This window comes from Bacillus sp. FJAT-29937 (genome assembly GCF_001509555.1).
Classification (GTDB): domain Bacteria; phylum Bacillota; class Bacilli; order Bacillales; family Cytobacillaceae; genus Cytobacillus.
Genome location: NZ_LMAS01000001.1, coordinates 49,800 through 74,114 on the forward strand (window position 1 = coordinate 49,800; position 24,315 = coordinate 74,114).

Annotated in this window: 23 protein-coding genes, 1 pseudogene, 1 riboswitch and 1 other annotated feature; of the genes and pseudogenes, 9 read left to right on the plus strand and 15 right to left on the minus strand. The window is 38.0% G+C overall.

The window, feature by feature from the left end:
• Positions 1 to 142 precede the first annotated feature (142 nt).
• Positions 143 to 1,123 (minus strand): ring-cleaving dioxygenase, encoded by a 981-nt coding sequence (locus AR328_RS00255; RefSeq protein WP_066287630.1) that lies wholly within the window; start codon positions 1,121 to 1,123, stop codon positions 143 to 145.
• Positions 1,124 to 1,507: 384 nt separating this feature from the next.
• A riboswitch (PreQ1 riboswitch) is annotated at positions 1,508 to 1,550 on the plus strand.
• 56 nt (positions 1,551 to 1,606) lie between these two features.
• On the opposite strand from AR328_RS00255, the gene queC reads away from it, so the two are divergent.
• The 5 genes and pseudogenes from queC to AR328_RS00275 form a co-directional block, all read left to right on the plus strand.
• On the plus strand, positions 1,607 to 2,266 hold the full coding sequence (queC, locus tag AR328_RS00260; RefSeq protein ID WP_066287636.1) for a 7-cyano-7-deazaguanine synthase QueC: 660 nt from the start codon (positions 1,607 to 1,609) through the stop codon (positions 2,264 to 2,266).
• A 3-nt stretch (positions 2,267 to 2,269) separates the two neighbouring features.
• A complete protein-coding gene (gene queD, locus AR328_RS00265) occupies positions 2,270 to 2,743 on the plus strand; it encodes a 6-carboxytetrahydropterin synthase QueD (protein ID WP_066287641.1) in 474 nt (157 codons plus the stop codon).
• Complete coding sequence (gene queE / locus AR328_RS00270; protein WP_066287643.1) at positions 2,736 to 3,452, plus strand: 7-carboxy-7-deazaguanine synthase QueE; 717 nt, start codon at positions 2,736 to 2,738, stop codon at positions 3,450 to 3,452. The genes queD and queE overlap by 8 nt, the downstream gene beginning before the upstream one ends.
• A gap of 347 nt (positions 3,453 to 3,799) precedes the next feature.
• Complete coding sequence (locus AR328_RS22735) at positions 3,800 to 3,967, plus strand: lipoprotein (protein WP_197414392.1); 168 nt, start codon at positions 3,800 to 3,802, stop codon at positions 3,965 to 3,967.
• Between the two features lie 18 nt (positions 3,968 to 3,985).
• Positions 3,986 to 4,312, plus strand: a pseudogene (locus tag AR328_RS00275) (redoxin domain-containing protein); the annotation flags it as partial.
• An 85-nt stretch (positions 4,313 to 4,397) separates the two neighbouring features.
• Here AR328_RS00275 and AR328_RS00280 read toward each other — a convergent pair.
• A complete protein-coding gene (locus AR328_RS00280) occupies positions 4,398 to 5,264 on the minus strand; it encodes an MBL fold metallo-hydrolase (RefSeq protein WP_066287647.1) in 867 nt (288 codons plus the stop codon).
• 20 nt (positions 5,265 to 5,284) lie between these two features.
• Entirely contained in the window at positions 5,285 to 6,685 is a 1,401-nt protein-coding gene (gene nhaC / locus AR328_RS00285) for a Na+/H+ antiporter NhaC (RefSeq protein ID WP_066287650.1), read from the minus strand.
• A gap of 99 nt (positions 6,686 to 6,784) precedes the next feature.
• Positions 6,785 to 6,974 (minus strand) — a binding site (T-box leader).
• 192 nt (positions 6,975 to 7,166) lie between these two features.
• Between nhaC and AR328_RS00290 the strand changes: the two genes are divergently transcribed.
• Positions 7,167 to 8,333: a pyridoxal-phosphate-dependent aminotransferase family protein gene (locus tag AR328_RS00290; protein WP_066287653.1), complete on the plus strand. Its 1,167-nt coding sequence runs from the start codon at positions 7,167 to 7,169 to the stop codon at positions 8,331 to 8,333.
• Positions 8,334 to 8,468: 135 nt separating this feature from the next.
• On the opposite strand, the gene AR328_RS00295 is transcribed toward AR328_RS00290, so the two are convergent.
• The 5 genes from AR328_RS00295 to AR328_RS00315 all read right to left on the minus strand — a co-directional run bounded on the left by AR328_RS00295 (position 8,469) and on the right by AR328_RS00315 (position 14,967).
• Positions 8,469 to 9,437, minus strand: a complete 969-nt coding sequence (locus AR328_RS00295) for an NAD(P)-dependent alcohol dehydrogenase (protein ID WP_066287656.1) — start codon at positions 9,435 to 9,437, stop codon at positions 8,469 to 8,471.
• A gap of 464 nt (positions 9,438 to 9,901) precedes the next feature.
• Positions 9,902 to 11,107, minus strand: coding sequence for an MFS transporter (locus AR328_RS00300; protein ID WP_066287659.1), 1,206 nt, complete (start codon positions 11,105 to 11,107; stop codon positions 9,902 to 9,904).
• Positions 11,108 to 11,332: 225 nt separating this feature from the next.
• Positions 11,333 to 11,680 carry an ArsR/SmtB family transcription factor gene (locus tag AR328_RS00305; protein WP_066287663.1) on the minus strand — a complete coding sequence of 116 codons (348 nt, stop codon included), beginning with the start codon at positions 11,678 to 11,680 and terminating at the stop codon, positions 11,333 to 11,335.
• A gap of 30 nt (positions 11,681 to 11,710) precedes the next feature.
• A complete protein-coding gene (locus AR328_RS00310) occupies positions 11,711 to 13,465 on the minus strand; it encodes a SulP family inorganic anion transporter (RefSeq protein ID WP_066287666.1) in 1,755 nt (584 codons plus the stop codon).
• A 167-nt stretch (positions 13,466 to 13,632) separates the two neighbouring features.
• Positions 13,633 to 14,967, minus strand: a complete 1,335-nt coding sequence (locus AR328_RS00315; RefSeq protein WP_082677085.1) for a uracil-xanthine permease family protein — start codon at positions 14,965 to 14,967, stop codon at positions 13,633 to 13,635.
• 189 nt (positions 14,968 to 15,156) lie between these two features.
• On the opposite strand from AR328_RS00315, the gene AR328_RS00320 reads away from it, so the two are divergent.
• Positions 15,157 to 16,131 carry an aromatic ring-hydroxylating oxygenase subunit alpha gene (locus AR328_RS00320; RefSeq protein ID WP_066287673.1) on the plus strand — a complete coding sequence of 325 codons (975 nt, stop codon included), beginning with the start codon at positions 15,157 to 15,159 and terminating at the stop codon, positions 16,129 to 16,131.
• A 54-nt stretch (positions 16,132 to 16,185) separates the two neighbouring features.
• Here AR328_RS00320 and AR328_RS22415 read toward each other — a convergent pair whose 3' ends face one another.
• From AR328_RS22415 to AR328_RS00335, 4 genes are read right to left on the minus strand one after another with little or no spacing between them, the layout of a single operon-like run.
• A complete protein-coding gene (locus tag AR328_RS22415; protein WP_156422623.1) occupies positions 16,186 to 16,350 on the minus strand; it encodes a hypothetical protein in 165 nt (54 codons plus the stop codon).
• Position 16,351: 1 nt separating this feature from the next.
• Positions 16,352 to 17,602: a Ger(x)C family spore germination protein gene (locus AR328_RS00325; protein WP_066287676.1), complete on the minus strand. Its 1,251-nt coding sequence runs from the start codon at positions 17,600 to 17,602 to the stop codon at positions 16,352 to 16,354.
• The gene (locus AR328_RS00330) at positions 17,583 to 18,686 is read right to left on the minus strand and encodes a GerAB/ArcD/ProY family transporter (protein WP_066287679.1); all 1,104 of its coding nucleotides are present in this window, start codon (positions 18,684 to 18,686) and stop codon (positions 17,583 to 17,585) included. The genes AR328_RS00325 and AR328_RS00330 overlap by 20 nt, the downstream gene beginning before the upstream one ends.
• A gap of 11 nt (positions 18,687 to 18,697) precedes the next feature.
• Positions 18,698 to 20,233 (minus strand): spore germination protein, encoded by a 1,536-nt coding sequence (locus AR328_RS00335; RefSeq protein ID WP_231734724.1) that lies wholly within the window; start codon positions 20,231 to 20,233, stop codon positions 18,698 to 18,700.
• A gap of 206 nt (positions 20,234 to 20,439) precedes the next feature.
• Between AR328_RS00335 and AR328_RS00340 the strand changes: the two genes are divergently transcribed.
• The gene (locus tag AR328_RS00340; protein WP_066287684.1) at positions 20,440 to 20,700 is read left to right on the plus strand and encodes a hypothetical protein; all 261 of its coding nucleotides are present in this window, start codon (positions 20,440 to 20,442) and stop codon (positions 20,698 to 20,700) included.
• A gap of 37 nt (positions 20,701 to 20,737) precedes the next feature.
• Here the strand turns inward: AR328_RS00340 and trhA are convergent, their stop codons facing one another.
• A complete protein-coding gene (trhA, locus tag AR328_RS00345) occupies positions 20,738 to 21,385 on the minus strand; it encodes a PAQR family membrane homeostasis protein TrhA (protein WP_066287688.1) in 648 nt (215 codons plus the stop codon).
• A 144-nt stretch (positions 21,386 to 21,529) separates the two neighbouring features.
• Here trhA and AR328_RS00350 point away from each other — a divergent pair, with 144 nt between their 5' ends.
• On the plus strand, positions 21,530 to 22,102 hold the full coding sequence (locus AR328_RS00350; protein ID WP_066287690.1) for a DUF1836 domain-containing protein: 573 nt from the start codon (positions 21,530 to 21,532) through the stop codon (positions 22,100 to 22,102).
• Between the two features lie 60 nt (positions 22,103 to 22,162).
• Here the strand turns inward: AR328_RS00350 and AR328_RS00355 are convergent, their stop codons facing one another.
• Together AR328_RS00355 and AR328_RS00360 are read right to left on the minus strand one after the other, a co-directional pair.
• Complete coding sequence (locus AR328_RS00355; protein WP_066287694.1) at positions 22,163 to 23,194, minus strand: LLM class flavin-dependent oxidoreductase; 1,032 nt, start codon at positions 23,192 to 23,194, stop codon at positions 22,163 to 22,165.
• 125 nt (positions 23,195 to 23,319) lie between these two features.
• Complete coding sequence (locus tag AR328_RS00360; protein WP_066287698.1) at positions 23,320 to 24,156, minus strand: undecaprenyl-diphosphate phosphatase; 837 nt, start codon at positions 24,154 to 24,156, stop codon at positions 23,320 to 23,322.
• Positions 24,157 to 24,315 lie beyond the last annotated feature (159 nt).

Below are 24,315 nucleotides of genomic sequence, written 5' to 3' on the forward strand. Positions count from 1 at the left end.
AAGGAAGATGATTTCTAAGTATAAAAAGAGGTATGCATCAGTGTGAAGGCACGTAAAGGCATTAAAGAAAGAGGAATTAGAAAAAGAATGGCCTGATTCTCCAAGAATGAAGAGATCAGGCCATTTTTCAAAGGTCTAAAACTTAATATTCCTTTTCTATTTCCAGCGTACTTCTAATTGTATCAATTGGTCTGACCATTTTTTCAATTTGTTCCCGTTTTCCTTCTAAGAACGGAGGTAAAGATAATTTTTCGCCAAGTGTTTCATACGGTTCATCTCCCATAAATCCTGGTCCATCTGTGGCGAACTCAAATAATATTTGGGGTGCCACTCTTGAGTATAAAGATCCGAAAAAGAAGCGGTCAATGAAACCTGATGTTGGGATTCGGAAGCTACGAAGTCGTTTATCCCATTCTTCTAAAACGGAACTGTCCTCGACTCGAAATGCCGCATGGTGAACGGTTCCAAAGCCTTGTTGCGCTTGTGGAAGATTTGGATTATCTTCCACAATTACCTGGGCTCCATTTCCGCCTTCACCCACTTCAAATAAATGAAACGCACCTTCCTGACCGATTTTGTTAAATATCAGAACCTTTTCCAGTATTTCTTTAAAATAATCAAAATTTGCGATTCGGACAAAAACAGGACCTAATCCGGTAATGGCATATTCTAAAGGAATGGGTCCTTTTTGCCAAGGCGTTCCCGATGCCACTCCTTCATTATGTTCATCAGAAATCAATTGATATTGCTGGTCATCAAAGTCGATGAAGGAAAGCGTCTTTTTCCCGAATTGTTCTTTAATTCCAGTATGCTTCACCTCAAGACGATCAAAACGCTTGACCCAGTAGCCTAAAGCAGTATCGCTCGGAACGCGAAAGGATGTTTTTGAGATTTCGTTCGTTCCATGTATTCCTTTAGGAATGCCAGGGAAGTCAAAGAATGTAATATCTGTTCCTGCATTCCCTTTATCATCTGCGAAAAACAGATGATACGTTCTAATATCATCCTGATTAACTGTTTTCTTTACTAAGCGCATCCCTAAGACGTAAGTGAAGAAATCATAATTCTTTTCCGCACTGCTTGTAATGGCTGTTACATGATGTATTCCTTTTAATTCGTTCATGATATATCCTCCATTTTTCTATCGTTCATTTTCATAGTATTTCTTTTTTGCTTTATCCCCACTAACATTAAATAATAAATATTAAGTAAATCTCATTTAATTCATACATCTCTAATTCGAGATAAATATATCATGAACATAATTTACTGTCAATTTTTGATTTTGTCATTGAGGAATTGTTCATTCGTCAATGAGCATGATGATAAGGGGCAGTCACGAAATTTAAGAAATATTTTACAAGAAATCTTTTTCATTTTTAGTTCTTTTGCAAATAGTAAAGGGGAACATGAATAACCTTTTAAATAATTTGTTTCTTAGTGCATTAAAAAGTTAACGTTTTTATATGATATAATAACTAAAGAATTATATATAAATTCCGCGTATGCGGTAGAGGTTCTAGCTACCCTCTCAAAAAAACTAAGGAAAACAGTGCTGCTTTCTTAGTGGTGCTGTTTTTTCTTTTTTACAAAGGAGATTTTCAAAATGAAAAATGATAAAGCCGTTGTTGTTTTCAGCGGAGGCCAGGATAGTACGACTTGTTTATTCTGGGCATTAGAAAATTTTAATGAAGTGGTTGCCGTTACATTTGACTATAATCAAAGACATGTTTCAGAAATTGTATGTGCCAAAAACATTACAAAAGAGCTTGGGATTAAGCATTATATTCTGGACATGAGTCTATTAAATCAATTAGCTCCTAATGCTCTAACAAGGGAAGATATCGAGGTGAAGGATGGAGAGAATGGGGAGTTGCCATCTACCTTTGTACCAGGGAGAAACCTGCTATTCATTTCTTTTGCTGGCGTATTAGCAAGTCAAGTTGGGGCTAAGCATATCATAACTGGTGTGTGTGAGACAGACTTTAGCGGCTATCCTGACTGCCGGGACGTCTTTATTAAATCCTTAAACGTCTCTTTAAACCTATCAATGGATCAAAGCTTTGTTATCCATACTCCTTTAATGTGGTTAAATAAAGCTGAAACGTGGAAGCTTGCTGATGAGCTTGGCGCATTCGATTTTGTCCGTGAAAAAACTTTAACATGCTATAACGGAATGATTGCAGATGGCTGTGGAGAATGCCCAGCTTGTGTGCTCAGAAAAAATGGTTTAGAAGAATACTTACTGGAAAAAGGGGAGTTATAGACCATGTATGGATTCCGCATAGTAGATAAACTTCAAAAGATAGATTTTGATATTAAGAGAGATCAATTGAAATACCATAACAAGCGTGTACTAGTAAGTAAAGAATTTACTTTTGATTCCGCACACCACTTGCATGACTATGAAGGAAAGTGTAAAAACCTTCATGGTCACACATATAAAGTAATCTTTGGTATTAGCGGGCTTGTGGATCACCGCGGATTATTAATCGATTTCGGTGATATTAAAGAAATTTGGAAAAATGACATTGAAATTTATTTAGATCATCGATATTTGAACGAAACGCTACCTCCAATGAATACGACCGCTGAGAATATGGTTGTATGGATCTATGAAAAAATGCAAGAGAGTCTAGATATCCGAAAATACAACGACGCTGCAAGAGTTGAATTTGTTCGATTATATGAAACTCCTACAAGTTATGCAGAGGCAAGAAGGGAGTGGATGATCATTGAGTAAAATTCCAGTGATGGAGATCTTTGGGCCAACGATACAAGGAGAAGGGATGGTAATAGGCCAGAAAACGATGTTTGTAAGAACTGCAGGCTGTGATTATTCCTGTGCTTGGTGTGACTCCTCTTTTACTTGGGATGGTTCAGGCAAGGATTTAATCACACAAATGGACGCAGAGGAAATTTGGGCAGAACTCAAACGAATGGGAGAAGAACGATTTTCATTCGTTACCATTTCAGGAGGCAATCCTGCTCTATTGAAAAATTTAAGTGAATTGGTCGATCTGTTAAAGGAAAATTCGATTAAAGTCGGCCTTGAAACACAAGGGAGCAAATGGCAAGAATGGTTTTACAATATCGATGAATTAACGATATCTCCTAAACCGCCAAGCTCGAAAATGGTTACTAATTTTGACATGTTGGATGAGATTATTGGCAAACTTCATACTCGCCAGATTAGCTTAAAAGTAGTAATCTTCAATGATGAAGATTTTAATTATGCAAAAAAACTTCACAAGCGATACCCTGAGGTACCGTTCTTTTTACAAGTGGGGAATGATGATATTGCCACAGTCGATCAAGATACACTTGTACATCAATTACTAGAAAAATATTCTTGGTTGATTGACAAGGTTGTCGAAGACCGTGATTTAAATAATGTAAAGGTCCTTCCGCAACTTCATACGTATATTTGGGGTAATAAACGAGGGGTGTAAATTTTTGTTCTTGATTTACCATAAATTTATTATGTAAACAAAAAATAAGTGGCACCAATAAATTTTTGGCTCCTTCCATAATAAAAGACGAAGGAGTCATTTTTATTTTCGAATACTGGGTTTTCATTAGCTAGGTTTTTGCCTTAGATATTTTAATCACTAATGTGTCCTATAAACCTCAGTTAAAGGACATACTTAGATAAATTCATCCCTTATATGTGCTTAAAAAGTGGATTAACGAGGTAAATTATAATAATATGTCTATAGTATAGTTATAAAATGATAGTAGAAATGCTAGAATGCCTTTTTTAAAAGGATTAGGCTTCAGCACCAAGAAAGGAGACAACATGAAATTACGAATGGTTATGCTGACACTAGCAGCAGTACTATTTCTTGCTGCTTGTGGTCAGAAGGGTTTAGAAGAACCGATTACGTTAGCAGATCAGGATAACAATGAAGTTACATTTCCGTTAGAGAAGCCAGCATTGTTCTTTTTTATTACAACATACACCTGAGGACTTTGTCAGCAGCAACTAGTTGAGTTGCATGGAAATCTTGACAAGTTTAATGACATGGATATGGAAATGTTTATTATCAGCCATGATACACCTGAACAGCAAAAGGAATTATACAGCCATCTAAAGGACTATTTTGGTACAAGTTTGCCGTTTATTTCTGACCCGAAATTGGAATTGATTGACCGTTTTGGAATGAAGAATGGGGATGTTGCTTATCGCGGCTACGGAATTTTGGATCAAAATGGGGAAATCATTTTCAAGAAAGTAAATGATCATTGGGGTGAAGAGATCAAACAAACTTTTCAGGATATTGAAAAGGAATATAAAAAAATCAAAGAATAAAATAAAGCCAGCCCCGTGTACAACAAATACTAACGGGCTGGCTATTATTTTTGTTACTTAAAAAATACACCGATTGCAACAAACCTCACAATCTAAATTCCATCCCATCCTCCGCTATATGAAAGCCACGATCCTCCAATTGCCGTCTAATTTGACGATCAGAGTCAATAACAGGGTTCGAATGATTTAGATGAGTAAAATAGATTTCCTTTTCTCCAACCAAATCTTGAAGCCTATCCATTGTTTCTGTCATAAGTGGGTGGGGGATTTCCCGAAAATCCCGGCCGATTTTTTCAAGGTCTTTCGATGAATGGAAGGTCCCATCAAGCAGGCAGATGTCAACCTCTTGACATACCATATATATGTCCTCGTTCCACTCATCCCAGCGGTCGATATCTGGAATGTAGAGGACTTTTTTATTTGGCCCCTTTATCACAAATCCAAATGTCTCAGAAAATTCATTTCGATGTGGAACATCCATTGGAATAATTGAAACGTGCTCGGATATCGGTAGGGATTTTCCATTCCGAATTTCATGGGTTACGATGTTCTTAAGCTTAGTTAATTGACTCCATGGCGCCTGTTCATGCAGCAGCTGACTCATTTTTTCACCTGCAAACACTGGAGTTCCCGTGGCACCAATTGCTTCACGCCCCAAAAAGAGCAACCCAGGATAATGACCTAAATGGGCATGGGTTAAAAAGATGCTATCCATAAGCTGGCCCTGCAAGCCGTATTGTAATTGCAGCTTTACCATCTGTTCTTTTAAATCAGGCGTCGCATCAATCAAATGCCATTTTCGCACATTCGGTAGAACGATGGCCAGTGAGGCAGCAAGGCGCCGAAGCTTAGGATTGTTAATCGCCTCTGTACAATTTTTACAAAAACAATTTGGATGTGGCAGTCCAGCATCTTGTGCTGTTCCTAACACATGTAAAATCACTTCGCTCATTGTAAAATTTCTCCCCAATCTTATAGAAGCTTTGTTTCTTCTTCATGATAATTCTTCTTCGAAATTGTCCAGCCAGTGAAGCCGAATAGGATATTGATAAGCGGGACTAGGAAAACAAAGAAAGCGTACGGAATAAATTCGCCAGGTGAAACGCCAAGGATGCTCATGGCAAATACAGCAGGGACTCCCCATGGTACGAGGTTAATTCCAACCGTTCCAGCCGCTTCTACACATCTTGAAAGGTTTTTCGTATCAATTTCCATATTTTTATATTTACTTACAAAGGTTCTGGCCGGTAAAATAATCGCCAAAAATTGTGCACCGCTTGCAAAGGCTACAACAAAAGTAGCAAGAATCGTTGAACTAATTAACGTTCCAGCAGATTTGACTTTCGCCATCATTTTTCGTGTTAATACTTCAAAGGCTCCTGTATCTTCTAATATCCCTCCAAGCGCCGTCGCGATGATTAATAAAGCAATCGTACCAAGCATCGACATCATGCCGCCGTTATTTAACAAGGAATCTAACGCTGCAACTCCAGATTCAGCGGAATAGCCTTTTGTCATGACTTGGATAATGGAAGAAACGGTTGCCCCTTGCACGAAGATAGCAAGCACACCGCCTAATAGACTAACACCCATTAATGCAGGGATGGCTGGTGTACGTAATATCATTAGGATGATTGTCAGTACGGGCATCAGCAATAGTAGCGGATGAATGGTAAATACATCATTAAGACCAACCTTTACCGTTTCAATGACACTTGCATCCGCAACAACACTTGCCGCTCCGGAATTACTAACAATCCAATACAATAGTATGGATAGAAAAAAGGCAGGGAGTGTATCCCAAAGCATATGTTTAATATGGCTAAATAAATCCGTTTCAGCCATGGCGGGTGCAATATTTGTAGTGTCAGAAACGGGTGATAATTTGTCTCCAAAATAAGCGCCTGAAATGACTGCTCCAGCAACAAGGCCCGGGGAAAATCCAAGCCCTTCCCCAATCACCATGAAAGCAAGTCCGATTGTTGCTATAGATGTGAAGGAGCTTCCTAATGTTACGGACACAATACCGGTGACAAGTGCAACAATAGGGACGAATAATTCTGGTTTAATGATGGATAGACCATAGTAGATAATGGTTGGGATGACTCCGTTTGCGATCCATGAGCCAACTATCATGCCAATAATGAGCAGAATAAATACAGCTGGTAAAGCTCTAGCGACTCCTTGAACCATCATATTTTGGATTTCATCCCAGCCCCAGCCGCTAACCTTCGCAACAATTGCTGCTAAGATCACTCCAATCATTAATGGGATATGCATGCCTGCTTTCCATATAAATATCGATAAAGCTGCAGAAATGATTAATGCAAGTATTGGAATGACCGACATCCCAATGCTAAGTTCCTTTTTCATGTTATCTTTCTCCTTTCCTGCCATCCAGCATCGCTGCATGGACTTTTTGAACGACTACTTCCCTTGAAATGAGCAAAAAACAAAAAAAGCCCCATCCCAAAAAGGGACGGAAGCTCCGCGGTACCACCCTAGTTAGCAGATTACTCTGCTCTCTTATTAGATAACGGCCGAAACCGGATAAACAGCTCCCTAACTGTATTTCACTATACACCTTGCCTGATTTTCACCACCATCAAGTCTCTAGTCTTTCAAGAATGTATGAGCTACTTAAATAGTTCAACGCTTTTGTGCTTTTATGCTTTTGTGTAGTTAAGTATAAAACTATCATAATATTAATATCAATTATAAGTCAATATTTTTTCTTATTTATAAAATAAAACTCATTAATTCAGAATTATTTAAAAATTAGAGGGTTTTTAGTAAAAGTATAGAAGTAGTAATTGTATGCAGGATAAATATAGAATTTATTAGGAGGATGATCATGCGAAACAAAGAAATGCTGTTAATTCCAGGACCAACACCAGTTGTCGATTCTATTTATGATGCACTTGCTGAGGAAACGAGAAGCCATACAGATCCAAGATTTACGGCTATTTATCGGAGTGCAATTGAAAAAACTAGGGAAATGTTTAAAACTGATGGAGAGGTACTCGTGATCGCAGGATCAGGTACAATTGCAATGGAAATGGCTATAGTCAACACCGTGGAAGCTGGCGAAAAAATTCTTGTAATAAGCCAAGGATTTTTTGGTGACCGCTTCATCAAAATAGGGGAAGCCTTTGGGATTGAGGTAGAGGTCATTCAAGCGGAGTGGGGAAAACAGGTTAATCCTAATGATGTAGAAGAAAAACTGAAGGCAGGAAATTTCAAGGCAGTTACGATTACACATGCCGATACTTCGACAGGTGTGGCAGCCAATTTGGATGTGCTTGTACCAATCATTAAAAAGCACGGAGCACTTGTCATTCTTGACGGCGTTTGCGCTACAGCAGCAATGGAAGAGGATATGAGTAAGTCTTATGGGAATGAAGATGCGAAGATTGATGTTATTTTAACAGGTTCGCAAAAGGCAATTGGCGTTCCGCCGGGGGTCGCAATTGTTGCCTTTAATAAAACGGCATTGGCCGCTCGTGAACAAATTAAACGAGTGCCTGCTTATTATTGTGATATTAACAATTGGATTCCAATTATGAATGACCCTTCTAAATATTTTGCTACCCCACCAGTTAATCTTATTTATGCATATGACGAAGGGATGAAGCTCGTACTGGCTGAAGGGATGGAAAATCGCTTTAAACGTCATAAAGCGTTTGGGAAAGCGGTTCGCTCTGCCCTTGCTGTATATGGAATGAAAGCTTTAGCAGAAGAAGAGGTGGCGGCTGATACATTAAGCTGTATTCTTTATCCAGAAGGCATGGATGATGCTTCTTTCCGGGCTGCTTTAGCAGAAAAGGGGTTAATCGTAGCGGGAGCTCTTGCCCATTTGGCTGGTAAAGCATTTCGAATCGGCCATATGGGAAATACGACCGATCAAATGCTTGAAAAAGCAATCGTCCTAATTGGAGAAACGCTAAAGGAACAAGGCTTTGCAGCTGATACCGACAAGGCGGTAGAGCGTTTTAGAGAGTTTGCTTTACCGGTTGTGTAAGAAACAGGCCCTTGCAGTTGTAATTTATGAGGTTCATTTTAGAAGAGAATCTTAGCAATAAAAAAGTGCGACAGCTGTTAATTTGTCGCACTTTTTTTCGTTTAGCAAGGCAATGGGCGAAAAATCAAAAATTTTTCACATCGTGATAACCACTTTTCCTTGAGAGTGACCTTCTTCAAAGTACCTAAAAGCTTCCGTTATTTCACTCAATTTATAGCATCTATCAATAACTGGTTTCACTTTGCCGGCTTCAAGAAGTTCTTTCATATAAATTAGATCATTTTGATTTGCTCTTTGCAAAAAGCTACCCATTTTCTTGCTCCCGGTCATTGAGAACCAAGTCCCTAAAGTCATAGCCTGAAACATTTGGTGTCCAGAACCACCAATCATCACATAAGTTCCATTTTTTGTGAGTGCCCGTTTGTAGGATGTAATCGGGTGATAGCCATTGCATGCGATAATCAGATCATATTGCTGAGATTTTTTTGTAAAATCATCCTTTGTATAGTCAATCATATGATCTGCCCCTAATGATTGCAATATATCTATATTTCTCGTACTGCAAACACCCGTTACTTCGGCCCCAAAGGATTTAGCAATTTGTACGGCGAATGTTCCGACACCACCAGAGGCACCATTAATTAATACCTTTTGTCCCGATTGAATCTTGCCTTTATCCCTAAGCCCCTGTAAGGCTGTAACACCTGCCATTGGTACCGCAGCAGCTTCTTCAAAAGAGATATTGGCAGGTTTTAATGCTAGAGCCTTTTCTGGTACAGATACATATTCGGCAAATCCACCCCAGCCACTGCGGGATAGGTCCCCAAATACCTCACCACCAGGCTTAAACTCCTTCACATTGACACCAACGGCTTCAACCCGGCCAGCTATATCACCACTGGGTATGGGGTATTTTGGTTTCAAAAGCCCGAACGCAAGCCTTGATAAGAACGGTTCACCTTTTAAAAGAACTAGGTTCCCATAATTCAAGGATGCAGCATGAACTTTTACCAATACTTCATCGTCATTAGGTACAGGTTTTTCAATCTCTTTTAGTTCAAGAACATCGGGCGTGCCATATTGCTTATAAACGACCGCCTGCATAATTATCCCTCCAAATTTCCTGATTTTAAGCTAATAAAAATATTAAAAAGACACAATCTAGTGGAAAAATTTTTAAGTATCGAATCCATCTTTTAGCCAATCAGAATTATCTGCATAAGGAATTTGAAGGGATAAAAAAATGTTAGAGGTTTAAGAATTCTTGACCATTTTAAAGGGGAGTTAGATAATTCCTACTATTAATATGACTCTGTACCTAAAAAGATACAATATTTAAAGAATGAAATTTTTTTAGCGGACATTAAATCCGTTATTTGTATAAAATGACAATAATTAAAGGGCTAAGCGGACACAGAATACGCTATTAACGAAAAAACACAGGAAATCTATGCATAACAACAAAATAGAGGAACCTGTGTCCATAAATATATGAAATTAGCCCATTTTTCCTCAAATAAAGGAACCTGTGTCCGCAAAGCTTAGGGGACCTAGTTTTATATTTTCTTCTATCCGCTAACTGCCCGTGTACGGCTTCTTGCTACAATATACAAGTAAAGAATAATAGAAAAAAGTACGGATACTGCTGCCACTAAATAAATCGTACCATATCCAAACCAGTGGCCAATTTGGCCGAAAGCAATCGCTCCAATTCCTATCCCTAAATCAAAAAATGAGTAAAAGGTTGCGTTGGCCATTCCTCGCCGATGAATTGGAGCTGTCTTTATTGACCAAGCTTGCAGGGCAGGCTGAACGGTGCCAAAGCCTAAGCCATAAAGAATAGCAGCTATGTAGAGGACCATGCTATTTGGCAGCCATGATAGGAATACCATCGAGATCAATACAAGAACAGCTCCTGGAATAAAAACAGCCTGATGTCCCTTCTGATCATAAATTTTTCCCGCAAATGTCCTTGATATCAATAAGGCAAAGGCATAAAGCAGAAAATACCATTGAATTCCTTCAATCCCTTTTTGCGCAGAATAAAGGGGCAGGAAAGTGGCGATTCCTCCAAAAGTGACCGTTAAAAAGAATAACAGCAAAGAAGGTGGAATCGCGCTTTTTTCATAGAAGTCCCACTTTTTATGAGGCTGCTGGACAGCTGCGGGATCAACTTGTTTATAGCGAATTTTCATAGATAGAATGAATGCTATTAGTCCAAGAAGTGAACAAATGATAAACAACATTTTAAAAGAAATAGTCCCTGTTAAAGCGAGACCAAGAGTGGGCCCAAGTGCTAAAGCAATATTCCCCGAAAGTCCATAATATCCCATTCCTTCTCCGCGCCTTCTTGGCGGGATAAGATCAGTCGCAATCGTTCCTGAAGCGGTTGTGGAAAAGCCCCAGCCAACTCCTTGAACAATTCTAATAATGAAAAGGAAGAATAAACTTGGGACAAAACCAAATGATCCTACGGAGATTATAAATATTCCCAGTCCAAATAAGTAAACAAAACGCCTGCCTCTTGATTCTAATGCATGCCCGGCAAAGGGACGGAGAAGCAGGGCAGAGAAAGTAAAAATTCCTACTACTATGCCGATAAGCTGATCATTTCCTCCTAATTCCTCGACAAAAAGTGGGATCGTTGGAAGCGTCATCTGAAATCCAAGGAAGATAAAAAAGTTGGACAAGACAATTAAGATAAAATCCCGCGTCCAAATCTTATCGGAACCCGTTCTTTTCCGAAGGGTATCATCTACTACATGGTGGCTCATGATCATTTCCCCCTGTGTAACACTTAAAATGATTATTTAGTATATTTAGGGACACTAAGTATAATGTCCATTGTACATAAGATTGGATGAAATTTCTATTTTAATGGTCTGCTTTAGTGTTATCCATTGGAGGGGATCTATTCTTTAATTGCAAGTTCACAGTATGTAAAAATGATTGGGATTTTACTTTATCACATGAAAAAAACACAGCCATTAAAAGCTGTGTCAGTCTGTTTCCTCATTGCTTTCCATCTCCGATAATTTATCCAGCATTGAAATAGTATCCACAAGATGATTATTAAAAATCTGTCTTGCCACTTGAAGCAATTCAATAATCATTGGATCTCTTAATGAATAAATCACCCGGTTACCATCCTTCGTACCAGTTACAATATTTTTTGATCGTAACACTGTTAGCTGCTGGGAAACAGCAGAGCCTTCACTTCCAACGAGTGATTGAATTTCATTTACACTTTTATCTCCATCTGAGAGCAGCTCAAGAATTCGTATTCTAAGTGGATGGGCTAAAGCTTTAAAGAAATCCGCTTTGAATTTTTGCATTTCAAGGTTCATTTGAATAACCTCTCTTTATCTAGTGCATTTTTATGAAGTAAATGCCCTTTTACCAGAATGTTGTGTCATGGAGGATAGCTCCTTGCATTCCTTAAAGGCAAAGTGTTTGCAGCCAAGGCATTTCTCTCTATTTAATTCTTGTAATGCATAATTAATCGCTTCTCCAGTATGTTCGAAGAAATGATCTTCTCTAATTGAATCGTATAATCCAGTTTTTTTCATCATTTTCATCGGCTGTGGCCTTATTCCGGAGATTAAGACAGTGCCATGCTTGGAAAAGTCGTTAATGATGTTAGCTAAAGAAGCCTCTCCAGTAGTATCCATAAATGGAACCTTTGACATTCTCAGCAGCAATACCTTTGGTTTATAATTGATTGTGCTCATTATCGTATGTGAAAAAGTTTGTGCCGCGCCAAAGAATAAGGGACCTTCTATATTGTAAATACTTATTTGTGGACAATCACGATTATCTGAAACCATATGGGTTTGTACTTTTTCGTGTTTGTTCTGATGATCTGGCAATGCTTTCGCAGTGACCATGATGTCACTCATTCGTTTTGTAAATAAAATGACGGCTAATAACAACCCAACCTCAACTGCTGCCGTCAAATTTATAAATACGGTTAATAGAAACGTGACAGAAAGGACAAGGGAATCTTCCGTTTTTGTTTTTAATACATGATAGAATACATGTCTTTCACTCATATTCCAGGCAACTACCATTAATATCGGCGCCATACTCGCTAATGGAATGCTTGAAGCATAAGGAGCAAAGAGGACTAGTATTAATAATACCATGAACCCATGGATGATCCCAGAGACAGGAGATACGGCACCGTTTTTTATATTTGTAGCTGTGCGGGCAATTGCACCGGTTGCTGGAATCCCTCCGAATAACGGGGTAATCATATTGGCGACACCCTGACCAACAAGCTCACGATTACTGTGATGTTTGCTGTTCGTCATCCCATCCGCTACAACGGCTGAAAGCAACGATTCAATAGCACCAAGAATGGCAATGACAAAAGCAGGTCTAATAAGCTGAACGATTTTGTCCAAAGTAATGTCCGGAATGGAAAAACGCGGTAATGAGCTTGGAATGTCACCATACGTAGATCCGATCGTGGCAACTTCTCCGGGATAAAAGATAGCAGCAACAATCGTTGATAAAAGCAATCCAATTAAAGGACCGGGAACTTTCGGAAATAGCTTAGGTGTGAGAATAATAGTTATTAAGCAAATGCCAGCAGTCAACACACTAAAAATATTAATCGTTTGCAGATGACGAAAAACTTCAACAATATTTTCGTGAAAGAATTCATGCTGCTTAACGCCATCTAATCCGAGGAAATTGGCGATTTGCCCTGTAAAAATAATGACAGCAATTCCCGATGTAAATCCGATTGTAACAGGTCTTGGAATGAATTTTATTAATGCCCCTAAACGAAATACACCCATTAAACAAAGGATAATTCCCGCCATAAATCCTGCAATAAGAAGGTTTTCGTAGCCGTAGGTAATAACAACGCCAAATAATATCGGGATAAATGCCCCGGTTGGACCGCCAATTTGGTATTTTGATCCCCCTAATAAGGCAATTAAGATTCCCGCAATAATCGTTGTATAAATTCCATACTCAGGCTTGACTCCTGATGCAATAGCAAATGCCATGCCAAGAGGGATGGCAATCACGCCTACAACTAATCCAGACAAAAGATCCTTTTGGAAGCCTTGTAGAGAATACCCTTTATATCTGCCAGTGAAAAACCATTTTTCTCGCTCCATATTATCCCTTCTTTATTTTTATTATATTCATATATTAGTATATCTGATTATTTGAATATACTATAATACGAATGTATACCTAATTCTTTATCCTGTCAAAGGAAATAAAAAAGGAACTAATCGCAAAATTAGTTCCTTCAAATTTATTTATTTGCTAAAATAATCGATCATTCAATTACAGGTTCGGATGTAGAACTTTCTCTGCCAGTCGGAATGACTAAGTTTATTATGACCGTAGCAAGGGCGCCAACTGTAATTCCAGAAGATAAAATATATGTTGCCCATTCAGGTGCACTGTATAACACATCTTTTGGCAAAACAGTTACTGCGATCGTTAAAAGAATCGGGATCCCAATAACCATCATATTACGGTCATCAATGATGATTGGCTGGATAACCTTCATGCCATTCGTCACAATCGCTACACAAACGATACCAAAGATCCCGTTAATGACAGGCTCAGGGATACAAGTGATAGCAGTAGAAAGCTTTGGTACAAGCCCTAAGCAGACGAGGATAAGTCCGCTGGCCATAATCGCTAATCGGCTGGCAACTCCAGTAATTGCAAGAAGTCCCGCATTAGATGAATAACCCGTCATAGGTGTGCTTCCAAATAGGGCACCAACAAAACATCCAAGACCTTCACCAACGGAAGCCCGGTTTAAACGCTTCTCATCAAGTTCTTTTCCTGTCACGGTAGAAACAACAAACCACGTACCAGTCGTTTCGATCAAAATAATAAAATAAACTAAAACCATTGTAATAATCGCACTTATATTAAAAATTGGTTTCCCAAAAGGAAGAAATGATGGCAATGAGAACCAAGCGGCTTCCTTAACAGGAGAGAAATCAACGGCTCCGAAAAAGCTTGCTGTAATAGTTCCTGCAACAATGGCAATCAATACAGAAATCAAGCGGAAAAAAGTACCGACTCCATTCATTTTCCGGCCAAGAAGCATACAAATGATTAGGACACCCGCAGAAACAGCAGCAACGATAATGTTGTCGCCTACATTGCCAGGAGCAATATAGATATTATTCATTCCGACCGGCATTAAGGCAATCCCAACAATGATAATAACGGTTCCCCCGACAAGAGGAGGAATGACTCTTTTCACTACCTTTGCAAACCATTTCAATGGATATCCTAGTAATGCAATGATAAGTGCCCCAGGAATAAGACTTCCCGCAATCGCTCCTAATCCAAGCTTTCCCCCAATAGCTGCAATCGCTCCAATTGGTACATAGGAAGGACCCTGTACGACCGGGAGCTTAATTCCGGCACCTGTCTGAATTAAAGTAGCAAGCCCTGTTGCCAGAAAGCACATTTGAATAAAGAAAGACGTATTTTCAGTACCTAATGATAAAAGACCAGCAATGATGATTGGTGCAATATACAAATCCATAGCTAATACGTGCTGTGCTCCAAGAAGGAGTGCCTTGCCATAACTAATTTTATCATCTACTCCAATGATAATCCCATTATTTGGTTTCTTTTCCAAAACGGTATTCCTCCTTGATATTCTGCGTTTTTCACCTTTTCAACTGGATTATATTAAAAAACAATCCGTTTGTATATCAAAAACGAACATTTTTTTTAAAAAAAATATTTTTGTTCGTGTTTGCAATTGACTAATGAAAACTATATTATTACAATTAAAATAGAAAATACATATTTAAAGGGGTCTAAAATGATACAAGATCAAACGTTGCTAGAAGATTGGATTGTAGCCTGCCGCTCTGTTGATGTGAAGGAAAAGCCGATTCAAGTAATCGTGATGGGAGAGCGTCTCGTTATTTTTAGAAATAGTGAAGGAGTTCATGCATTTAAAGATTTATGCATTCATAGAGGAGCTGCCTTATCATTAGGGGAAGTTAAGAATGATTGTCTTGTCTGTCCTTACCATGCTTGGGAGTTTCATCATAATGGCGATTGTGTAAAGATTCCTCAGCTTCCGGAAGGCAGAGCGATTCCTAAGAAGGCAAAGGCAACGGCTTATGGCTGCACAGAAAAATATGGCTTTATTTGGGTGAACCTAGCTAATAACAATCCGGAATTCTTTAATTATAAAGAAATGGAAACAACGGATTACCATAACGTCATTTGGGGCCCGCAGTCAGTAAATGCCAAGCCCCCTCGTATCGTTGAAAACTTCTTGGATGTTGGCCATTTGGCAGTCGTCCATCAAGGATTCCTTGGAGACGAATCTCATCGAGAAATTATCGATTATTCCGTAAATAAAGAAGGGAATCGAATATTCTCAGACGAAATCGCCATTTATCAGCCTGATCCAGATGGTTCTGGAAATCCGAAATATGTCTATTACACATATGAAATTATTCGTCCTTTAACCGTCCTTTTCACTAAGAAGGATCGTGAAAACGGGACACATATGACGATTTTATTAACAGTCCGCCCAGAAACAGAAGATAAATCTGTAGCTTATGGAATTCTTTCATTCGACTACGAAACAGGGTTATCAGATGAAGAAATCATTAAGTTCCAGAATGAAATTTTTGCTCAGGATAAACCAGTAGTTGAGAACCAAAAGCCTGAAGAACTACCGCTTGATTTACAAGTTGAGCTTTCGCTAGTAAGCGATAGGATGAGTATTGCTTATCGACAGTATTTAAAGGACTTAGGAGTAATCCACGGGACTAATTAGGTTATTAGTTCTCTGTTAAATCTACTAAAAGGGCTTTGCTCAGTGAGTAAAGCCCTAAATAATTAAGCCAAATATAGATCCAATAATGGTTCCGCCTATTAACAAGAAGACGCCAAATGCTCCAAGTTTATTCCTTTCTTTCCAAAGTGAAATACAAAAACCTAACGAATAAAGGATGACAAGAACTAAGGTAATCCAAACGAATATATTGATATTCAATTTAATCCCTCACCTTTTTAATATTAGGCAATTTACTTTGTCTTCCATAATCATTAATTTTAACTTTAACGGTAACTTTTGCATCCATCGTTGGATATGATTTCATCCAATCAAATTTTTGATAATCGGGTAGGGTGGAAAATTGCTTTCTCGCATATAATGACCATCCAAAAGGCTCACCCTTGAATTCCTCCTGTGTTTTTTTTACAAAATCATTCAATCTCTTTTCAAGCCGTTCTTCAATTTGCCTTTTTAATTCCTCACGTTTATCCTTTTGCTTAGCGTAATTTACCATACTTTGGTCTGATAATACATCTACTACAAGCGGAACGGTTATACGGATGGTGGAATTTCCCTTTACCAAATTCATTTGAATATCAGCTTCCGCCTGTCGCGAGATCCTTAAGCCCATATTGTAATTTTTATTGAATGGGTCTGGGAAAGAAGCAAGCATATCATTGGCATGCTTAATGTTATTTAAAAGGTAAGTCATTCGAGTTTCTTCCCCTGTCAATTTTCCGATCATTCTTCCTTCCTTAAATACTGCTGAACCTAAAAACTCCGTTTTGTTCGTCGTTCCACTAGGATTGAATTGACCCGCAAATATATTATCTTCATTATTCATTTCTTTCGTTCCATCCTCACCATGTTCGGTAGTTGCATAGATTCCCAAAAAGAGGTCGGCATCAGCCTCTGTTACTCTCAAGTACGAATGCAACTCGGAAAAGGGAATGAGGCCGGTTTCATTTCCCCTATGAATAATATTTTCAAAATATTTATGTACTCGAGTCTCAAGATTAGGCTTGTTTATTTCCATAAATTTAAGAGTTTCTTCCCTTGTAACAATAAAGTAACTATCCCTGCGAATATCCTTAAGTTTTGTTAAATTAAACATCCACCTTACAAAATCATTGTCTTTCGCCAACTCCTCTGAGACCATAATTATTCTGATCATGTCAAAAGAAATTTCTCTTGCGATAATGGTGGTTGCTAAGCTTTCAGGTGTAATAAGCTCCTTCGTCTCAACAGAAATAATTTCGGTCGGAGGCTCTGAAGTTTGGCCACCCATTTGAACCGAACCTACTTCTGGATTTGTAATCAAAAAATTGACTTTAATCCCTTCAACCTCAGCCTTATCAAATCCAAGAGCAACAACGTAATCTTGTTTATCAATTTCCTTAAAATCCCAACACCCACTTAATAACATAATAATCAACATTGGAAAGAAAAGTTTAATTAGAGACGCTTTCATTGTTTTTTACTCCTTTTATCTTTCCAAATAACCAAATCACTATCGGGAAAATGAGAAATACCGGGGTAGTAAGGTAGATTATATGTTCACGCAGATGGATAAGTGAAAAAGAGGGACTATCGGGAATTAACCCTAGAACTATTGCCAATGCTGTCATGATCGGTATGAAATAATTGATATCTTTTATTTTAAAAATATGGCTAAATAATAGGGCATTTATATATAAATAAATGGTAAAACGCATAAAGGCAGCAACAAGCCAAAAGGGAAAAAAGAAAATTTCAACATTAATTAAAAACCCTATTTGAAAATATCGAATGGCTTCATGAAATGGATAATTCATTGTTTTCGCACCTACATAATCAAAAAGCATAATATAACCAATAATGGAAGCTGACATTTCAATCATCACGAACAGAAGACCGATCCAAATGCCCTTTTTATAATTTTCTTTATCTTTAAGGAAAGGAAAGAGCAATGCCATATAAAATAAATCAGCAAATACTGATGTATGTGTCACACTTTTTTTAATAATCTCCCATTTGCCAGGTCCGAAAAGTGGAAACAGAAAGTTTGTTTCACCTTTAACAAAAAGCAGTAAGATAACAATCAAAAGGGTTAATTTAATATATAAAAGAAAGGCCCATGCGACTGATCCAATATTACTTATCCCTTTTTTTGCCCCGTAGACACATAATGCCATTGACAGTCCATGAATGACTATATAAGGTGTCTTGGTAAAATACATTGAACTAACAAGATTTCCATAAATGGCTGAATCAACTGAAAGCGCACTGAATGATATCGCAAATAAAAACAAAAGAATGAAGAAACCGATATATTTACCAAAAATATCGAGAATAATTTCTGCCAAATTCTTATCTCCGTATAAGTCTAACGTCTTGTGGAGTAGGAGTAGAGGCAAAAAGGAAACAGCCCCAATAATTAATGGCGCCATCCATGCAGCAGTATTTAAATGTTTAAAAAAGATGGTAGGAGTATCATCGCTTAGCTTTGTGCCTACAGTGAGAATAATGATAGCGAATAATTCCCTGATTCCAATTTGTCCCTTTGATTGATCCACTTAACATTCTCCTAGTTTTTTTTCATGTCTTTTGGCTTCAAATATCCTGGTCGAAATACTTCATCCTTCAGCAATCTTCTGAAAATAGTGTCGTTCGATGAGAAATATCTTGGTGTCAAAGGTGATAAATACGGAACACCAAAGGACTTTATTGAAACCATATAAAATATTCCGAGAATAAAACCGGCAGTCATGCCGTAAATGCCGAATGCGGCTGCAGTTAAAATGAAAATATAACGGCTTAAACGAATCGTATAATCCATGTTTACGTCCCCAAGTATAAATGAACAAAGTCCTGCTAATGCAACTACAATGACGACAATTGGACTAACGATATTTGCTTGAACGGCGGCCTGTCCTAATATTAATGCTCCTACAATTCCGATTGTTGGACCAATTGGGGCGGGGACCCTTAAGCCTGCCTCACGAATAAGATCAAAGGCTATTTCCATTAGAAATACTTCGAGAAATGCGGGTAATGGCACTTTTTCTCTTGTGGCGGCAATTGCTAATAACAAATCCGGTGGAATCATTTCCGAATGATAGGATGTCATTGCCACATAAATGGAAGACATGAAAAGTGTGATGAAAATCGCCAACATCCGTAGGATCCTTGTGAAATTTGCGGGTATGAAACGCATATAATGATCTTCAGCTGTATGATAGAAGGACCAAAATGTAGCTGGGACAATGAGTGCAGCAGGGGAACTATCCATGATTAAAACAATATAACCATTGTCCAAATAGGCAGTAGCACGATCAGGTCGCTCTGTATACAAAATGGTTGGAAATAAGGAAGTTTTTCGATCTTCAATATACTGTTCTAGCAATGCTATATTTTGTACGGAATCAACATCAATCTTTTCTAACTTTTTCCTGACATTATGAAGTAATTCTTCATTTGTTAAATCCTTTATATAGACAAGAGTGGCTGTATTTCGTGCTCTTTTTGATACAGATAAATTTTCAAACATAAGGTTTTCATTTTTAATTCTTTTTCTAATTAATGAAACATTTATATCCAGCTTTTCCGCAAAGCTCTCCTTTGGACCTTTCAATGTTAATTCATTTTCTGGTTTATCGATTTGTCTGCTGGCCATTGCATCTGCAGCTATACCATATGCAAAGGTAAAGCCCTCGATGAAAAGGACGGCACCGCCATTATTAATTATGTTAATAGCTTCTTGAATAATCATGGCCTTAGATAACGATTGAAATTCTATTAAATCTTCAATTTCTTTAGTTGGATTCTCATTTTTTAAGAGTGGTGAGAGTAAATGCTCTTCAATCATCTTGAAATCTGCGATTGAATTGATGGCAATAGTAGCTGCTTTCCTGTCCAATCCGCCGATCGTTATCCTACGAATAATCACATCTGTATTTATGGGAATAGAATAAATATGATTGAAAATTTCAATCATTTTTTCTAAGTTTGGGAGAATGGGCTGATTTTTTAATTCAATTTCTTTCGTATTAGACTTCTCATGAAATGTTGTGTTCTTCTTTTTACTTACAAGCATCTTTTTGATAAGTCCGCCAATCATCATTCATCCCTCCCTCTATATAAATTTTCCAATTAGGCTGGAAATTATGTACTATTTAGGTTCGGGCATATGGGAGAAAGGGGCCAGTTGGAATATTAATCCCATTAAGACAATCTTTTAGGCTTAAAACCATTGCATATTTTTGTTAATATTGTATAGAAATTTAATATCTGTTGTTTTTTGAGCAGGGGAAGGAGGCACTTGAAGAAATGGAGTATGGCATTGGTTTAATATTAAGTATCGCCATTACAGTATTTATGGTTATAGATGCACCAAAGCATGGGAAAAGCCCGGTCCTTTGGGGAATTCTTGGATTTGTTTTCGGTCTATTGGGTTTAGGGATTTACTTAATAGTGACGGGTAGAAAAGTGTTAGGATGGATTATTGTTGCCTTATTTATTCTACTTGTAATTGGAGTCATATTATTATTTGCATTTTTCTTTTCGATGTTTATGAATATGGGCTATTAATAATAAGAAAGAACCCGCTTTATTTGCGGGTTCTTTCTTATATTACATATAAATAAACACAGAGAAAATGAGCCATGCTGCCGAGCATAATGAAAATATGAAAAATTTCATGGAAACCGAAATGATCAAATTCTAGAAATTTAGGCTTAAGCGCGTAAATGACGCCACCAATTGTGTAAAGGATTCCCCCGGCTAATAGGAGAAGAGTACCAGCCGAGCTTAAAGACTCAGATAAAGGCGAGAAGGCAAAAACAATGATCCAGCCTACTGCTACATAAAGTACCGTTGATAACCATCTTGGACAATTAAACCAGATCATTTTAAAAAGGACGCCTAACAATGCGATTGTTGCAACAATTGAAAAGATAATCCAGCCTGTTGCTCCCTTTAAGCTAATCAGACAAAAGGGCGTATAGGATCCCGCAATTAAAACAAAAATCATTGAATGGTCGAGTCTTCTAAGAAAGACAATGACCTTATCCTTAGCAACTACCATATGATAGGTGGCTGATGCGGAGTATAGCAGAATCATGCTAATGCCAAAAATAATAACAGAAGTGATGGCAATCGGAGATGCGGTTGTGATTGAAGCTTTAATGACCATTGCCAACAGTCCAATGAAAGAAAGAATCGCTCCTGCTAAGTGTGTAAGACCGTTAATGGGCTCTCGAATATAAGATGTCATCAGTAATCCTCCTAATATGACCCTATGTAGTTTCTATAACTACTTATCATAATACATCCATTTCAACACATAGTCAATTGTTTACTTTGTCTTTTTTATACAGTATTATTTATTTATAAAATAAGAATATTGAGGTTTATATAGATGGAAAATTTGCAAAAAATGATAGAATCACTGAATTTAACTAGCCAAATTTATTTAAATGAAATTCCTGACATTGATCTTTATATGGATCAAGTGATTCAGCTGTTTGAAAATAAATTTAGCAGCACGAAGCGCAATGAGGATGAAAAGATCCTGACAAAAACAATGATTAATAATTATGCGAAAGGAAAGCTGCTATTTCCAATCAAAAATAAAAAGTATTCAAAAGAGCATCTCATTTTAATCAGTTTTATTTATCAATTAAAAGGGGCTCTCTCGATTAATGACATAAAAGAAACATTGTCTGGCATCAATGAAAAAATTATGAAGCAAAGCATGAATGTAGATGATTTCTATGAAAGCTTTCTTCACTTAACTGAAAAAAACATCCATGCATTTAAAGAAGAAATAGAGCAAAAAGGAAAGGATGTTAATGAAGAGATAAGGGGAATGAAAGAGAATGACTCCGAGGAATTAGAGAAATCGCTTATGATTGCCTCACTAGCCCATATGAGCAATCTATATCGGCGTGCAGCAGAAAAGCTCGTCGATGAACTTGTCGAAGAGAAATAAAAATGTTTGATAAAGTACTATCAAAATATCCGTCATCAAAAGATGACGGATATTTAACTGCTACTCCACTCCATTCATAATCTCTGAGACAATTTCAAAGGATCGCAGCCTTTCTTCGTGTTTATAGATTTGGGCGGTGACCATGATTTCGTTAACCTTTGTGTCTTGAATGAAGCTTTGCAGCTGAGCTTTCACTTTGTCCGGACTTCCAATAATGGAGGAACCAAGCTGTTTTTGCAGCAGTGCTTTCTCATATTCGCTCCAATGATCATCCATATTGTCGACTGGAGGCTGGAGCTGGCCAGGTGTATTGCGAATAAGATTAAGGAATTGCAGCTTAAGGGATGTTGCAAGCCGCTTCGCTTTTTCATCGGTATCTGCCGTAATGATATTCAATCCAACCATTGCATAAGGTTCTTCAAGAACATTAGAAGGGCGGAAGCTGCGGTAATATAAATCAAGAGCAGGCAACGTATTCTCGGGTGAAAAATGACTGGCAAAAGAAAAGGGAAGTCCAAGCTGCCCCGCAAGTTGAGCACTGAAACCGCTTGAACCCAGCAGCCAAATGGGAATATCTAATCCCTCACCCGGCACTGCACGAACAGGCATAGATGCTGTAGTTCTGGACGGATCGAAATATGTGCGAAGCTCCTCTAGCTGTTCGGGAAATTCTGATCCATCCGTACGGCTGCTTCTTCTTAAGGCTCTGGCGGTTAATTGATCAGTTCCCGGTGCACGGCCGAGCCCTAAATCAATTCTCCCTGGAAAAAGGGATTCCAAAGTCCCGAACTGTTCTGCAATCACGAGTGGAGAGTGATTAGGCAGCATAACACCGCCGGAACCAACCCGAATGGACGATGTACCTGCCGCAACATGCCCGATGACAACCGAAGTTGCAGAACTGGCTATTCCTTGCATATTATGATGCTCTGCAAGCCAGTATCGGTGATAGCCCCATTTTTCGGCATGCTGTGCAAGATCTAATGTATTCCGAAGAGCCTCTGATGCTGTACCGCCAACTACGATTGGGGATAAATCTAAAACAGAATAACGAATTTCGTTAAGTGATTTATTTTCAGACTGTACTGCCATAATATTCATCTACTTTCATACGATATTCACTTAAAGGTTTTGCCTATGAAAGGTATTTTATCAATGTTTATGAAAACAGGTAAATGAAATGCTCACACAAAAAACGGACTAAGGCTAGTCCGCTTTTAGAAATATACGATATAAATGACTAATGCCAAAACAATTCGGTAAATGGCGAATGGCACGAGTTTTATTTTATTTATCAGTTTTAAAAAGAAACGAATCGATACAAGGGCGAAAACAAAGGCGCTAATAAATCCGGCGATGAAAAATGGCAAGGCATCGATCGTGAAATATTGCCAGTTTTTCAATAGGAAGATAAAACTTGCACCGGCCATAATCGGTACAGCCATGATAAATGTGAAATCAGCCGCTGCACGGTGGCTTAATCCGAGCAATACACCGCCAGAAATCGTTGAACCCGAGCGTGAAAATCCAGGCCAAAGTGAAAAGCATTGAATTAATCCAATGGAAAACGCTTGTTTATAAGTAATTTGATCCACCGTGTCCACTTTTGGCTGTTTCCCTCCAAAAATATCTGCTAGGATCATAAAGACAGCTCCAATAACTAAGCCTATTAATACTGTTTTAGTTGAAAATAAGTTTTCATCGATATAATCCTTAAATACAACTCCGAGAATACCGGCCGGAATCAGTCCGACAATAACTTGTGTCAGCTTCAAACGTCTTTCTGGAACCGCTGAACCCTTTTTCCGTCTTCTTAGACCTAGCATGTCAATAAATCTATCTTTAAAGATGATGACAACAGCAAGTATGGATCCTAACTGTATGACTACCTTAAATGTATTTGCTGTAGAGTCCGCTAAAAAATCCTTCGTATGAAGCCACATATCATCCACGATGATCATATGCCCGGTAGATGAGACTGGGGCAAATTCTGTTAAACCTTCAACTAATCCAAGAATGATTGCTTTTAAAATCATCATAAAATCTACTATCATTTTTCCTGAAATTCTCCTTTTTTGTAAGTAGGGTCCCTAATAGCTTTTTCCGCCTTCATTATAATAGACGATGATGAAAGCAAAAATCCTACACTTTTAGATTAAAAGATTAAAAAAACGGCCAATATTTATCGCTGTTAAAGTATAGCACAATTAAAA